This window comes from Bartonella sp. AA81SXKL (genome assembly GCF_042196945.1).
Taxonomy (GTDB): Bacteria; Pseudomonadota; Alphaproteobacteria; order Rhizobiales; family Rhizobiaceae; genus Bartonella.
Window position 1 is genome coordinate 85,682 of the sequence record NZ_JBHIRH010000004.1, and the last position, 15,193, is coordinate 100,874.

10 protein-coding genes are annotated in these 15,193 nt (G+C 38.1%); 7 read left to right on the forward strand and 3 right to left on the reverse strand.

Annotated features, from left to right (window positions below; translation table 11 throughout):
• Positions 1-57: 57 nt before the first annotated feature.
• The 3 genes from ACFINZ_RS03735 to ACFINZ_RS03745 form a co-directional block, all read right to left on the reverse strand.
• Complete coding sequence (locus ACFINZ_RS03735) at positions 58-1,365, reverse strand: MFS transporter (protein ID WP_375636794.1); 1,308 nt, start codon at positions 1,363-1,365, stop codon at positions 58-60.
• Between the two features lie 652 nt (positions 1,366-2,017).
• Positions 2,018-3,328: an MFS family transporter gene (locus tag ACFINZ_RS03740; RefSeq protein WP_375632969.1), complete on the reverse strand. Its 1,311-nt coding sequence runs from the start codon at positions 3,326-3,328 to the stop codon at positions 2,018-2,020.
• A gap of 952 nt (positions 3,329-4,280) precedes the next feature.
• Positions 4,281-5,588, reverse strand: coding sequence for an MFS family transporter (locus tag ACFINZ_RS03745; RefSeq protein ID WP_375632967.1), 1,308 nt, complete (start codon positions 5,586-5,588; stop codon positions 4,281-4,283).
• 213 nt (positions 5,589-5,801) lie between these two features.
• On the opposite strand from ACFINZ_RS03745, the gene ACFINZ_RS03750 reads away from it, so the two are divergent.
• The 7 genes from ACFINZ_RS03750 to ACFINZ_RS03780 all read left to right on the forward strand — a co-directional run bounded on the left by ACFINZ_RS03750 (position 5,802) and on the right by ACFINZ_RS03780 (position 14,696).
• Entirely contained in the window at positions 5,802-6,596 is a 795-nt protein-coding gene (locus ACFINZ_RS03750; RefSeq protein ID WP_375618242.1) for a thymidylate synthase, read from the forward strand.
• Positions 6,593-7,102: a dihydrofolate reductase gene (locus ACFINZ_RS03755; RefSeq protein WP_375632965.1), complete on the forward strand. Its 510-nt coding sequence runs from the start codon at positions 6,593-6,595 to the stop codon at positions 7,100-7,102. The genes ACFINZ_RS03750 and ACFINZ_RS03755 overlap by 4 nt, the downstream gene beginning before the upstream one ends.
• Positions 7,103-7,221: 119 nt before the next feature.
• Positions 7,222-8,361: an FtsH protease activity modulator HflK gene (hflK, locus tag ACFINZ_RS03760; RefSeq protein ID WP_375632963.1), complete on the forward strand. Its 1,140-nt coding sequence runs from the start codon at positions 7,222-7,224 to the stop codon at positions 8,359-8,361.
• A gap of 2 nt (positions 8,362-8,363) precedes the next feature.
• The gene (gene hflC / locus ACFINZ_RS03765) at positions 8,364-9,302 is read left to right on the forward strand and encodes a protease modulator HflC (protein WP_375628861.1); all 939 of its coding nucleotides are present in this window, start codon (positions 8,364-8,366) and stop codon (positions 9,300-9,302) included.
• Between the two features lie 151 nt (positions 9,303-9,453).
• Entirely contained in the window at positions 9,454-10,977 is a 1,524-nt protein-coding gene (locus tag ACFINZ_RS03770; RefSeq protein ID WP_375632961.1) for a Do family serine endopeptidase, read from the forward strand.
• Between the two features lie 776 nt (positions 10,978-11,753).
• The gene (gene miaA / locus ACFINZ_RS03775) at positions 11,754-12,626 is read left to right on the forward strand and encodes a tRNA (adenosine(37)-N6)-dimethylallyltransferase MiaA (RefSeq protein ID WP_375634613.1); all 873 of its coding nucleotides are present in this window, start codon (positions 11,754-11,756) and stop codon (positions 12,624-12,626) included.
• A gap of 270 nt (positions 12,627-12,896) precedes the next feature.
• Positions 12,897-14,696, forward strand: coding sequence for an acetolactate synthase 3 large subunit (locus tag ACFINZ_RS03780; protein WP_375676882.1), 1,800 nt, complete (start codon positions 12,897-12,899; stop codon positions 14,694-14,696).
• Positions 14,697-15,193 lie beyond the last annotated feature (497 nt).

The window sequence follows — 15,193 nt, forward strand, 5'->3', positions numbered from 1 at the left end:
TTTGTGATAATGATAAAAAAAGCCCAATTTCTTGGGCTTTTTCGTTGATAAAAAGGATTAATGTTTTTCATCCTCTTGGAGGTAGCCTCCTTTACGCATACTTGGGACAAAGAGAAGAGCAATGAATGCCATGATCATCACGACGGTTATATAAAAATAAAAGAGTGATTCATGACCGTACTTTTTTAATCCAAGCGCAACGTATTCAGCAGAACCACCAAATAAGGCGTTACCAATGGCATGAGAGATGCTAACGCCTAATGCGCGTATTGAAGAGGGAAACATTGCTGATTTTACGACACCAGAGATGGATGTATACATGCTCATAATGAAGAGCAAGCCAATAATGACGGAAAAGGCAATCCATATATTATGCGTATTACCGATTATCCAGAGTCCAGGAAATGTAAAGATGACAGAGAGTATACTCCAAATGATAAGTAAAGTTTTTGTTCCAATTTTATCGGCTATGATACCAGCTATGGGTTGGAATAGGATGAAAATAAATAGTACAGCTGTCATAATCGTTGTTGCGGTATGTTTATCAAAGCCGGTGGTTGTGATCAGATATTTTTGCATATAAGTCGTAAAGGTGTAAAATGTGAGTGATCCTCCTGATGCAAAGCATGCAATTATGACAACGGCTTTTGTATGCTTGGTGAGTAGTTCCTTAAGACTGCCAGAGTGTTTGTGAGAGCGGCTTTCTTTCGTGGTTGTTTCGTGGAGAGAACGACGCAGATAAATCGCAATCACTGCTCCGAATCCACCAATTACAAAAGGAATGCGCCATCCCCATGCTTTTAACTGATCTTCAGAGAGATAAGATGCTAGAATAAATATAATGAAGCTGGCAAGAAGTTGACCTGTAATAAGGGTGGCAGATTGGAAAGAAGCAAAAAGCCCACGATGTTTTTTGAGGGCAACTTCGCTCATATAAGTGGCTGCTGTACCATATTCACCACCTGCTGAAAGTCCTTGCATCATCCGAGCTAAAAGTAAAAGGATTGCTGATGTTATTCCTAAGGTTTCATAGGTGGGAAGTATGGCGATGAAAAAAGAGCCACCACACATCATAAAAATGGATATAAGCATCGAGCGTTTACGTCCATAACGATCGGCGACAAACCCTAAAAACCAAGCTCCAATAGGGCGCATAAGAAAGCCAATAAAAAACACACCCGCGGTTTTTAACAGTGGCGTAATCGTATCACCATCGGAGGGAAAGAATTGTGATGCAAAATAAATTGATGCAAATGAGTAAACGTAAAAATCATACCATTCTACGAGATTTCCTGATGCGCTTGCTATAATAGCAAAAACACGTTTTCTTGCATCCTGTGATGCTGAAGTTGTTTCATTTTTCATGAATTGTTCCCCTTTTGGATTTATAGTTCATATTTTCTAAACATAATTGTTTATGATTTCCAGAAAAATTCAATTGTATTATAACAATTTCTTAGGGAAACTCTTTAAGATGATTTATTAGAGTTATGTTGTCATTCGTTTTAAGATTTTTACTTGTGTTGTAGAATAAAAAGTTATCATATTGCATTTAAAGGGAGAGAACATTGAAAAGTAGATCAAGATACCTTTAAACTTTATGAGAAGAATGCAATTATTGGAATCATACCGGAAGATCATAGAAGAGATGGTCTTTATGAACAGAAAGCCCAAAAACTGAAAATATTTCATAAAGCTTAAGTAATGTAAAAGGGGATTTTGTGTCCTTACTTATCTTATTGTATCATAACATATCATCATTTAGGAGGGTGAGGTAAGCCTCAGATAAGGTTTTCCGTATGAGGTGTTTTTTAGATATCGTGATAAATATTTAGGGTAGGGCTGCCCATAGAATCTTATCAAGTAAATTACATAAAGAGGCAGTAACTATAGACAATTTAAGAGAAACTGAGTCGTTTGTAAGACGAATGTAGGGCGGGCTTTTCGTTCTTTACTAGGGTGGAGAGGAGATCAAAAAAAGCCCAATTTCTTGGGCTTTTTTATCCAGAAAATAAGTTTAATGAAGTCTATCGTCTTTATCGAGATATCCTCCTTTATCTATATCGGGCATAAGAAGAATAGAGATGAGTGCAATGACCATCATACCAACGATGTAAAAAAAGAAAACAGATTCGTATCCCATATTTTTTAATCCAAGCGCTACATATTCAGCAGAACCGCCAAAGAGTGCGTTGCCAATGGCAAAAGCAAATCCAACACCAATTGCTCGGATTGAAGCAGGGAACAATTCTGCTTTTATGATACCAGCAATGGACGTATAAAAACTCATAACACAGAGTATTCCAATAATAATTAAGAGTGCTGTCCATGGATTATGGGCATTACCGATCATTTTAAGTACAGGAATGGTGCAGATAATGGATAATGCCCCCCAACTAATGAGTGAAGCTCTTGCTCCAATTTTATCGGCTAGGGAACCAAAAAGGGGTTGGAGTAGCACAAAAACAAAGAGGGCGGCAGTCATTATCGTTGTTGCGGTTTGTTTATCAAAGCCCGTGGTTGTGATCAGATATTTTTGCATATAAGTGGTGTATGTATAAAATGTGAGTGATCCACCAGCTGTAAAGCCAACAACCAAAAAGAAAGCTTTTTTATGATTGCGAAAAAGTTCTCGAAGACTACCAGCATGTTTTTCAGAGCGGCTTTTGTGGGTTGTTGTTTCATGGAGCAAACTACGCAGATAAATTGCAACGATTGCTCCAAAGCCACCAATCACAAAAGGAATACGCCATCCCCACGCTTTTAACTGATCTTCAGTAAGGTAAAGGGCTAAAATAAATATTATAAAACTTGCGAGAAGTTGACCTGAGATCGTTGTTGCATATTGAAAAGAAGCAAAGAGCCCGCGACGATTTTTCGGTGCAACTTCGCTCATATAAGTTGCTGCTGTACCATATTCACCGCCAACGGAAAGTCCTTGAAACATACGGACTAAAAGGAGAAGAAATGCTGCTGTTATTCCCAAGGTTTTATAAGTGGGAAGTATGGCAATGAGAAAAGAGCCACCACACATCATAAAAACAGAAATAAGCATTGAGCGTTTGCGTCCGTAACGATCGGCAATGCAGCCAAAGAGCCATGCTCCAATTGGACGCATAAGAAAGCCAATAAAAAAGATTCCTGCCGTTTTTAACAGTTGTGTAACAATATCTTCATCTTCAGGAAAAAACTGTGATGCAAAATAAACCGATGCAAAGGAGTAAGCATAAAAGTCGTACCATTCTACCAGATTTCCTGATGCGCTGGATATGATAGCAAAAATACGTTTCCTTGTATCATGTGGATCTAAAGTTGTTTGATTATTCATGAAGTATTCCCCTTTTAGATTTATAACTTTTCTTCTTTTTAAAGCTATTTACGATGTGCATTATAAAAACGCCATTGTATCATGATAATTTTTTAGGGAAACATAAAGATTTTTTCTAGAGCTATCAGTGGTGTTTTGGGCTCATGGTGTTGTTATATTGCGTAAATCATACGCTTTTTACTATCCTTAAGGAAATATTATTTTTTGTTTGATTGTGAATTATTTGCATATGCAGAGTGTTTATGAAGATATGATACTCTTTAGTTTATATGCTTGATGTTGTTTCGTAAAATGATGTTATTGACTATTGCATGCAAGGTTGGTGTATCTGTTAAAATACTTTTTATGAATGATCTTAAGTGTTAAGGGGGAGTACAATATTAAGAGTTCATCAATAATATAATGATAGCGGCTTGCACTTTTATTAAGTGTAAAGAGAGTAGTGCCCATGTTTATACTTTACGGGGCTTTTACGTTATGTCATTCACGAGTGCCGTTGTGAAATGGAGTTGGGTGCATTGAGAAATGTTTCTCAAAAAAGTGTGTGAATTCATAATATAATGGTATTTTCTATTTTTCATGAAAGGATTTGTGTTGCATGAGGGGTACCATTAAGAACGTATTAAACAAAATCATGAGTGTAATCTTTATTATTGATAAAATTTCTTGAAAGATAATCACTTGTCTTCGACTTTGAGTGGGAATGGGAATATTAAAATAAATCAAACGTTTTTTATCTTCAGTGAATTAAATTCAGTAAAAGAAGTATTTATTACATAATAATATGAAGCCATTTATTTTTATAAGCGGCGTGTGCAGGAGGGAACATTGCTTCTTTAGAGTGTTTGAAGGGATAAAAAATTGTGAGCTTTAAACTGCTATCGGAAAGAATATAAAAAAGCCCAGAATACTGGGCTTTTTTGTTAAAATCCTTGTTTTTTAACATTAAAGGTTAATGAATATCGTCTCCTTGTAAATACCCTTTTTTGCGAGCATCTGGCATTAAGAGAACAGAGATGAATGCAATAATCATCATGCCGGTTATATAAAAATAGAAGACAGATTCATATCCAAGATCTTTTAATCCAAGCGCAACATATTCAGCAGAACCGCCAAACAGTGCGTTGGCAATAGCATAAGAGAGCCCAACTCCTATTGCTCGTACTGAAGCGGGAAACATTTCTGATTTTACAATGCCAGAGATAGATGTATAAAAGCTCATAATGCAGAGCATTCCAGTAATGACTGATAAAGCAATCCATGTACTATCAGTACTACCAATCATATTAAGTCCAGGAATGGTAAAGATAATAGATAAGACACTCCAAATAAGGAGTGAAGTTCTTGTTCCAATTTTATCTGCAAGAGCACCAAAGAGGGGTTGGAGTAACATGAAAACAAAGAGTGCAGCTGTCATGATTGTTGTGGCTGTATGTTTATCAAAGCCAGTGGTTGTGATCAGATATTTCTGCATGTAAGTCGTATAGGTGTAGAATGTGAGCGATCCTCCAGCTGTAAAGCCAATAACCAGAAAGAAAGCTTTTCGGTGGTTGCTCAGAAGTCCCCTAATACTACCAGCTTGTGCACTAGAACGACTTTCTTTGGTCGTTGTCTCATGGAGTGTGCGGCGTAGATAAATCGCAACAATTGCGCCGCATCCACCAATGGCAAATGGAATACGCCAGCCCCACGCTTTTAGCTGATCTTCGGTGAGATAAAGCGCTAAAATGAATATAACGAGACTGGCTAGAAGTTGACCACCAATCAGTGTGGTATATTGGAAAGAGCTAAAAAATCCTCGGCGATTTTTGAGGGCGATTTCGCTCATATAAGTTGCTGTTGTACCATATTCACCACCGACAGAAAGCCCCTGAAGCATTCTGAGTAAAAGTAAAAGAATTCCTGCTGCCATTCCAATGGTTTCATAGGTAGGAAGTAGGGCGATTAAGAACGAACCACCACACATCATAAAAACAGAGATAAGCATTGAGCGTTTGCGTCCATAACGATCGGCAATGAAGCCAAAAAGCCATCCGCCGATTGGGCGCATAAGAAAACCAATAGCAAAAACACCCGCCGCTTTTAAAAGTTGCGTAACGTCATTGCCATCTGAGGGAAAGAATTGTGATGCAAAATAAATAGATGTAAAGGAATAAACATAAAAGTCATACCATTCTACTAGATTACCTGATGCACTGGACACGATAGCCCAGATACGTTTTCTTGTATCATGTGGTTTTAAAGCTTCTTGTTTTTCCATAGTCGATCCCTTTATTTCATGTTCATCCATCTTTGTTCATTTATGTCATTTTTTTAGAAGCTGTCTATAGTATTTTATCTTTTGCATCAAAAATTTAGTCAGATCATGATAATTTCTTGTGTAAGATGTTTTTGGAAAAAGATTTGAATTATCTTTGTACGGATTTTACAGTTTTTATTTTCTATAATGAGAAGAATCGGACATAATAGCCCTATGAAATCATATCTTGCTCTTTTATCTCATGTTTTAAATCAGGGTATTGATCGGACAGATCGAACGGGTGTTGGAACGCGATCTATTTTTGGGTATCAGATGCGCTTTGATTTACAAGCAGGATTTCCGTTGTTGACAACAAAGAAACTACACTTACGTTCAATTATTTATGAACTTTTGTGGTTTCTTAAAGGCGATACAAATATCGCTTGGTTGAAAGAGCATGGTGTGTCAATTTGGGACGAGTGGGCTGATGAAAAGGGAAATCTTGGTCCTGTTTATGGTTATCAGTGGCGTTCTTGGCCTGCTCCTGATGGACGCCATATTGATCAAATTAACAATCTTTTAACGATGATTAAGGAAACGCCAGATTCTCGTCGCTTGATTGTGTCAGCTTGGAATCCTGCATTAATAGAGGAAATGGCGTTGCCTCCGTGTCATTGTCTTTTTCAATTTTACATTGCGGAGGGGAAATTATCTTGTCAACTTTATCAGCGTTCGGCGGATATTTTCTTAGGTGTTCCATTCAATATTGCATCCTACGCATTGCTAACGATGATGATTGCGCAAGTAAGCGGTCTTAAAATAGGCGATTTTATTCATACTCTGGGAGATGCTCATCTTTATTCTAATCATTTTGAACAGGCAAAATATCAATTGTCTCGTATACCAAATGCTTTGCCATGTATGCGCATAAATCCAGCGGTAACAGATCTTTTTTCTTTTCAATTTGAGGATTTTGAGTTGCTTAATTATGAAGCACAACCCCATATTAAAGCGCCGGTAGCAATATGACGATTTCCATTTGTTTAATTGCTGCTGTTGCAGAAAATGGTGTTATCGGTCGTGAAGGTGCAATGCCGTGGCATTTATCGACGGATTTGCAACGCTTTAAAGCTTTGACGTTGCGTAAGCCCATTATTATGGGAAGAAAAACTTGGGATTCTATTGGGAGACCTTTACCAGAGCGTACAAATATCGTCATTACGCGTGATTGTACCTTTTGTGCTGAAGGGGCTGTTGTTGCTCACTCTTTATCGCAAGCTTGTTCTCTTGCAACAAATGTTGCTTCTCAAAATGATGTAGAGGAAATTTTTATTATTGGTGGGGGTGAAATTTTTCAACAAGGGTTGCATATGGCTGATAAAATATTCCTTACAGAAGTTTTAGCTTCTATAGAAGGTGATAGTTTTTTTCCTGTTTTTGATAAAGAAAAGTGGACTATTGTGCAAACACAAGATATTCCAAAAGGGGATAAAGATAGTCATCCGACACGTTTTGTTGTTTATGAGCGGAAATAATTTTTTGTAATATGAAGTGGAAGGGTTTATCAGTTGTATTGTAATGAGGTAAGAGACACCCTATAAGATCAAGCAAATGGTTGGTGTTCGAGTAGTGGTAATCAGTTAAAGAGGTGATAATGCCCTGGACAAATCAAAATGGTGGTGGCCCGTGGAGTGGCGATAAAAACAGTGGTGACAAAAAAACACCAGCTAAGAATCTCTTTGGTTCTGGTGGCGGTAATGGTGGTGAAAATGGTCCTAATCTTAATGAAATTTTGCGCAAAGGGCAGGATCAGTTTAAACAATTCGGGAGAAGCAGTTTTTCTGTTTTATTCCTTCTGCTTATTGTGTTTTTTTGGCTATACCAGTCAATTTATATTGTTCAGCAAAATGAACAAGCGGTAGAGTTGCGCTTTGGCATCCCTAAAGAAGGCATTATTGGTGATGGGTTGCATTTTCATTTTTGGCCAATTGAGACCTATATGAAAGTACCTTTAACGGAAAAAACAATCGCGATTGGTGGGAAGCCCGGTCAGGCGCAACAAAGTGATGGTTTAATGCTTTCGAGTGATCAAAATATCGTTAATGTTAATTTTTCCGTTTATTATCGGATTTCATACCCTAGTCAGTTTTTATTCAATGTGAATGATCAAGAGGGAACTGTCCGCCAAGTTGCTGAGAGTGCAATGCGTGAGGTCATTGGTTCGCGGCCGGTTGATGATGTTTTACGTGACAAGAAAGAAGAAGTTGCTAATGACGTTAGAAAGATTATCCAGTTGACTGTGGATAAATATCAACTTGGTGTCGAAATAAGCCGTGTTTCTATCAGTGAAGCTGCTCCTCCGACAAAGGTTGCTGCTGCGTTTAATTCTGTTCAGCAGGCGGAGCAGGAACGTGGAAGAATGATTGAAGAGGGGAATCGTGTGCGTTTTACGAAAATTGGTTTAGCAAATGGTGAAGCTTCACGCACACGGGAAATCGCAAAAGGTGAAAAGGCACAAATGGTTGAAGAGGCAACAGGGCGTGCTGAACGTTTTCAGGCGATAGCTCGAGAGGCTGCGATTTCACCAGAAGCTGCTCGCTACCGTCTCTACATGGAGACGATGGGGCGGATTCTTTCTTCACCAAATAAGCTGGTTCTTGATCAGGCAAATTCTCCAGCGATGCCTTATTTGCCTTTGAACGAATTGTTGCGTAGCAAGTCATCGGAAAAAGTAAAGGCAACATCAGCGCGTCCTGCGTTACTCTTAGATTCTCGTATTTCTGGAGGAGATTAATTATGCAGCAATCTCGCTTTTTGTTTGTTTTTAGTGCTATAGTGTTTGTTTTGATGATTTTGTGGATGTCCGTTTTTATCGTCTATCCTCGTCAACAGGTAGCAATTAAGCGTTTTGGACAAATTGTTCAGGTAGAATCTAATCCTGGAATCTATTTCAAGGCGCCCTTTATCGATAAGATGATCATTGTTGATAATCGGTTATTGCGTTACGATGTTCCTACACAATCTGTACAGGTTCGTGGTGGTGCGTATTATGAGGTGGATGCGTTCTTTATTTACCGTATTACAGATCCTAAGTTGTTTTTACAGCGCATTGCTTCTGGGCGTCCACAAATTGCGGCACGTGAAAACCTTGCACCACGGTTTATTGACGCTTTGCGTGCTGTTTATGGTAAGCGAGAATTTAAAGCAGCCTTATCGGATGAACGAGGCGCGATGATGGCTGAAGTACAGAAGCAATTTTCTGTAGATGCAGGTTCGTTGGGTATTGCCATTGTTGATGTGCGTATTCGTAAAACCGATTTGACTGATGCTGTTTCAGAAGATGTCTATCGGCAAATGGCAGCTGAACGTGAAGCTGCTGCGGAAAATATCCGGGCTCGTGGTCAGCAGGAGCGAGATCGTATTGTGGCAGAAGCTAATCGTGAATATGAAGAAATTGTAGCAGCTGCAAAGCGTGATGCTGAAATTACCCGTGGTGAAGGTCAAGCTGAAAGTATTCGTCTTTTATTGAATGCGAGGGAGGCTAATCCGTCTTTTTACGATTTTTGGTTGGCGATGGAACAATACAAGAATTTAGAGAAAACACCGATGGTGATTTCTCCAAATGAGGATTTCTTTTTCTATTTTCGTAATCCGCCGCAGGCAAATAAAGCATTCTTACCGACAATGAATACTGGCCTCAGTAAAACTGATCCAAAATCGGGAGAGAATAGATAAAATAATGGATTGCAGATACGAGATTTTGCATGAAAAGAATGATCTGTGACCATTTTCTTTTATGGTAAAAGTGGTAGAGAGTATCGAGCCGTGCTGGTTTTCCGTATATAAATTTAGTGGGGCTCTTTGCATCTTTGATTAAAGGCATGTCATGGATAGAAGTGTCGTGAGTAAAAATACGTTTTTAAAGTTTTTTATCACAAGAGTTGTTTTTTGTGTGACTTTGTTTCTATCAGGATCAGTGAGTTTGTCTTGGGGAGCCGAGACAAGCAAGGCATTGCTTTCTATTCCTGATTTAGCTTCTGAGCTTTTGGAAACAGTTGTGAATATTTCCACGGCGCAGACTGTTGAAGGAACAGAACAGGATGCAAACACCTCGGTACCCGTTATCCCAAAAGATTCATTGCTGGAGGAATATTTTAGTGATTTTTTTATACCCAAGGATGGTCAAAAAGATAGTCAATTTCAAAAGGTGCGTTCTTTAGGGTCTGGTTTTGTGATTGATGCGCAAAAAGGGATTATTGTTACAAATTATCATGTTATTGTAGATGCTGATGATATTGAAGTTAATTTTACGGATGGTACAAAACTAAAGGCAAAGCTTCTTGGAAAGGATAGCAAAACTGATTTGGCGTTGCTTCAAGTCGATGCAGGAAGTAAAAAATTAAAAGCTGTGCGTTTTGGTGACTCAGAAAAAGCACGTATTGGTGACTGGGTTATGGCTATTGGTAATCCTTATGGTTTTGGTGGAAGTGTGACGGTTGGTATTATTTCTGCACGTAACCGTGATCTTAATGCTGGTCCCTATGATAATTTTATTCAAACAGATGCAGCAATTAATCGGGGCAATTCTGGTGGTCCGTTATTTGATAGAAATGGTGAAGTCATTGGCATTAATACAGCAATTGTTTCACCTTCGGGAGGATCTATCGGTATTGGATTTGCTATTCCATCGGATATGGCTCTTTCTGTTATTAATCAATTGCGTGATTTTGGAGAAATAAGGCGTGGTTGGTTGGCTATTCGTATTCAGCCGGTAACAGAGGATATTGCAAAAAGTTTAAAATTGGACAATGCTGTGGGAGCATTGGTGGCTGGTAAAATAGAACAGACGGAAGAAAATAATGTAGATAATAGCCAGTTACAAACTGGAGATGTTATTCTTTCCTTTGGTAATTCCAAAATTAAGCATGCACGTGATTTGCCGCGTTTAGTTGCAGAAAGTTCAGAAGGAAAAGTGGTGGACGTTACTATTTTACGCAATGGGCAAGAAGAAACAGTAAAAGTTAAGCTTGGACGTTTGATTGAAACAGATCCAAATGAAGATACAGAAGAAGTTGCTGATAAAAAAAATCAAGATCTGTCGAAAAACGTGACAATGCAATTTATGGGAATGACGTTATCTGAACTGACAGAGGATTTGCGTCATCGTTATTCAATTTCAGATAAACTTCGAGGATTAGTGGTGACAGCTGTTGCACAAAATAGTGCAGCGGATAAAAAGCGTATTCGCGTTGGTGAAGTGATTGTTGATATCAATCAGAGTTCTATCACAACAATTGATGAGGCTAAAAAACGTATTCATAAATTACGTGAAGCTGGACGCAAAAATGCTCTATTTATTGTAGCGCGTCCAGATGGAGAGTTACGGTTCGTAACGCTCCTAATGGATTGATCCTTAAAAATTATTTTTTTGTTTTTTATCAGCCTTAGTAATGGGATATTTTGCAAGTCAGGCATGTGATATCCAATGTTTCTCAAGCTCATTTCACGATAGAGAGCATGGGGTGTGCAATATAAAATCCATTGGGCAGCTCTGTTTCTACGTTAAATAAAAGTACAAGTTGGCACCATCATAGATTTGCTAGTTTCCAATCTTGCAACAGCCTAGACTTTGAAATGCTGCATAAGAGATCTATGTTTTGTGTTTAAGTCAATTATTATTATAAATAATGTTTTATTTAGTGAGACTTTTAGTCCTTTGTGATTGTACTTTATGTGCTATGGAGAACGTTTTTTTCACTTCAGTTTGAAAAAAACTATCTTAGAGAAAAATCATATTAGACTAAATTAGTTATATATATATTTACACCTTTCTTGGTGATGGATGAAGAAATAGTTATAAAAAAGAGAGCGTGAAGAAGACAAGTTCTGAATCTCCTATTATAAAGCAGATTAGTATACTGTTTTTATAGGAAAAAATAAAGCTGTTTGATTGTATAGGTTAAGCTCAGTATTATTATTCATAAATAATGACAAAGAATATGTTTGTTTTTAATGGACTAACGGACAGAATGATTATGGCTGTAGTTTACTATTGAACTATGATAGCAAAAATGCTTGGAAATTCCTTTGGTGTTGTTATTAAGCCCATTTTTTATAAATTTCATAGGGGGCTTTGGTGGTGTCTGCATGTTGCAATAAGTTATTGATTGGGAGAAATTGCTATTCATGACACAGAGAAAAGTTACATTAATAGCGGGGCCAACGGCAAGTGGGAAGTCAGAACTTGCCTTGCAAATGGCTCAAGAAAAGAATGCTCTCATTATTAATACTGATTCAATGCAGGTTTATGATGTTTTAAATATTTTAACGGCACGGCCGGGGGAGGCTGATATCGCGATTGTTCCCCATTATCTTTATGGTCATGTGAGTCCTACTTTGAATTATTCAGTAGGGCAATGGTTGTGTGATGTCGAGAAGCTATTGGCTACTTTTTCTTTAAAATCAGTTATTTTTGTTGGTGGGACAGGACTTTATTTTCGTGCTCTTTTAGAGGGGATTTCGGAAATCCCTCATGTTCCAAATGTTGTGCGGCAGAAGTGGCGTTTGCTGCTTGATAAAGAGGGACCTGAAAGTCTTTATCGCCAGTTGTTTCAGATTGATGCTGTTGTTGCTGAAAAAATTTCTTCGCACGATAGACAGCGTATTGTACGTGCTTTGGAAGTTTATGATGCAACCGGTAAGACGCTCAGTTGGTGGCAGAAACAAAAAACAACACCTATCATTGCGCCGAATTTGACCGAAAAAATTCTTCTCATGCCACCACGTCCTCTGCTTTATGAACGTATTCATAAACGCTTGGATTCTATGATTGAAAGAGGAGCTTTAGAAGAAGTGGTGGCTATGAAAAAACTTAAACTTTCCTCTTCATTACCAGCAATGAAGGCTATTGGTATACCTGAGTTTATGGCTTATTTGGATGGATATAGAAGCTTTGAGAATGCTCTTGAAGCGGTGAAAATACAAACGAGGAGATATGCAAAAAGACAAATGACATGGTTTCGTAATCAATTTGATGAAGAATGGGTGCTTACTTTTTGATAAAAGAGTTAGAGCTTTGCAAAGAAACTTATCGAAAGATAAAAGATAATTCGTGAAAAAGAAATTTTTTAGAAAATATAATTTTTTATTGACGAATGGTATCAATGGAATTAGAAATCTTCCTACAAGGAATTTTTTATATATTTTATACGTTGGAATAATGGGGGTAATCATACAGTATGTGTTGTGTAATGGGCTCCTTTGGGGGCTTTTTTTATGAGCTCCGTTAGGGGCTTTTTTATTGTCCTATAAAGTAGGTGAGTGGGAAAAATGAGAAATGATCCAAGAAAGCAAGAGAGTGCAGATGGAAAAATAATGTCGGGCGCTGAAATAGTGGTTCAAGCTCTTATAGATCAAGGCGTTGAACATATTTTTGGTTATCCTGGTGGGGCTGTTTTGCCTATTTTTGATGTTCTTTATCACCAAGATACACTCCAGCATATTTTGGTGCGCCATGAACAAGCCGCAGGGCATGCGGCTGAAGGCTATGCACGCAGCACAGGGAAGGTAGGGGTTATGCTTGTGACTTCTGGTCCAGGGGCAACGAATGCTGTTACACCTTTGCAAGATGCTCTTATGGATTCGATACCTCTTATTTGTTTTTCTGGGCAGGTGTCAACAACGGTGATTGGAACAAATGCTTTTCAAGAGGCTAATACAGTTGGAATTACAAAGCCTTGTACGAAGCGTAATTGGCTGGTTAAAAATGTCAATGATCTTGCGGCTATTATTCATGAAGCTTTTTTTCTTGCTCAATCAGGTCGTCCTGGTCCGGTTTTGATTGATATTCCTAAGGATGTTCAATTTGCTTCAGGATTTTATAGAGCACCTCAAGTTCAGGAGTTTTTACATTCTTTTCCATCGATGAAAGGGAATACTAAGGCTATTGAATCTGCCGTTTCTCTTTTAGTTGAGGCAAAACGCCCTATTATTTATTCTGGTGGTGGTGTTATTTCATCGGGGATGAAAGCTATACAGCTTTTACGTAATTTGGTTCAATTGGGGGATTTTCCGATTACTTCAACATTAATGGGACTTGGTGCTTATCCTGCTTCCGGTAAAAATTGGCTTGGAATGCTTGGAATGCATGGAACCTATGAGGCTAATATGGCCATGCATGATTGTGATGTCATGTTAGCTGTTGGAGCACGATTTGATGATCGTATCACCGGGCGCCTTGATGCATTTGCACCTCATGCGCGTATTATTCATATTGATATTGACCCTTCTTCTATCAATAAAATTGTAAAAGCAGAAGTTCCAATTATTGGTGATGTGGCTTGTGTTTTAGGAGATATGACGCAACTCTTAAAGATACAGCAACCAGCGTTTAACAGTGAAGTCCGTGAGGCGTGGTGGACGCAAATTAACCGTTGGAAAGCTCGTAATTCATTGGCATATGCGGAGAAAAAAGATGTCATTATGCCGCAATATGCTCTTGAACGGCTGTATGCTTTTACCAAAGATGCGAATGCTTATATTACAACGGATGTCGGGCAGCATCAGATGTGGGCAGCGCAGTATTATCATTTTGATGAACCAAAACATTGGATGACTTCTGGTGGTCTTGGAACGATGGGGTATGGTTTACCTGCTGCTATAGGTGTTCAAATAGCGCATCCTGATGCGCTTGTTGTGTGTATTTCTGGTGATGCCTCCATTCAGATGAATATTCAAGAGCTTGCAACAGCTATTCAGCATGACACACCGGTGAAAATTTTCATTTTAAATAATCAGTATATGGGGATGGTTCGCCAGTGGCAGCAATTGCTGCATGGTAATCGTCTTTCTCATTCTTATACGGAATCTATGCCTGACTTTGTGAAATTGGCACAAGCTTATGGAGCCGTAGGAATTCATTGTTCAAAACCCGATGAACTTGATGATAAAATTCAGCAAATGATTGACTGTGATAAGCCTGTTCTTTTCGATTGTCGTGTTTATCATTTAGAAAATTGTTTTCCTATGATCCCATCAGGATGTGCCCATAATGAGATGTTATTACCCGATGAGGCAAGCGAAGAAGCTATTGCAAATGCTATTTCTTCTGAGGGAAAGATTCTTGTATAAAATGAATATATTAATAAAATAGTGAAGGATGGTGATGATGAAGTCTTTGGAGTCTTCATCTCTTTCTCTTCTTTGTGGAGAGTTTCTATTATCCTTAGAGCTCATTTTATGATTTTCATTCTGTGTTTAAAGACATGGGGTGTATTATTATTTGTTCATCTAAAAAATGTTATAAGTCGTGTGCCCAATTATGTTTGAATTTATTTGTACGCGATGTTTGTTTTTTTAATTCATATGTTCACATTAATAGCTATTTCGTTGCATTTTTTAGATAATACATTGAATTATCTGTTATAAATTAATTATGTTGTCTCATATATGAAAGATTCCATCGTGCAAGAAAAATCCACTGTGCTTGAAGGGTGCAACCATGCAAACCGTCATACTTGTGAAAACAATAGAAAAGTTTATCACTATGTTTTGATTTCGCCTTATGAAATTACTCCAAATTGCTCTTTCAAGAGCTTGATAGGAGAGTTCCCTTAGCGCTTGAAAGG

Excerpts from the sequence above, each read along its gene's own strand:
- ACFINZ_RS03780 (WP_375676882.1), top strand. The coding sequence starts at position 12,897 with ATGAGAAATGATCCAAGAAAGCAAGAGAGTGCAGATGGAAAAATAATG.
- ACFINZ_RS03750 (WP_375618242.1), top strand. The coding sequence starts at position 5,802 with ATGAAATCATATCTTGCTCTTTTATCTCATGTTTTAAATCAGGGTATT.
- ACFINZ_RS03735 (WP_375636794.1), bottom strand. The coding sequence starts at position 1,365 with ATGAAAAATGAAACAACTTCAGCATCACAGGATGCAAGAAAACGTGTT.
- hflK (WP_375632963.1), top strand. The coding sequence starts at position 7,222 with ATGCCCTGGACAAATCAAAATGGTGGTGGCCCGTGGAGTGGCGATAAA.
- ACFINZ_RS03740 (WP_375632969.1), bottom strand. The coding sequence starts at position 3,328 with ATGAATAATCAAACAACTTTAGATCCACATGATACAAGGAAACGTATT.
- hflC (WP_375628861.1), top strand. The coding sequence starts at position 8,364 with ATGCAGCAATCTCGCTTTTTGTTTGTTTTTAGTGCTATAGTGTTTGTT.
- miaA (WP_375634613.1), top strand. The coding sequence starts at position 11,754 with ATGACACAGAGAAAAGTTACATTAATAGCGGGGCCAACGGCAAGTGGG.
- ACFINZ_RS03770 (WP_375632961.1), top strand. The coding sequence starts at position 9,454 with ATGGATAGAAGTGTCGTGAGTAAAAATACGTTTTTAAAGTTTTTTATC.
- ACFINZ_RS03745 (WP_375632967.1), bottom strand. The coding sequence starts at position 5,588 with ATGGAAAAACAAGAAGCTTTAAAACCACATGATACAAGAAAACGTATC.
- ACFINZ_RS03755 (WP_375632965.1), top strand. The coding sequence starts at position 6,593 with ATGACGATTTCCATTTGTTTAATTGCTGCTGTTGCAGAAAATGGTGTT.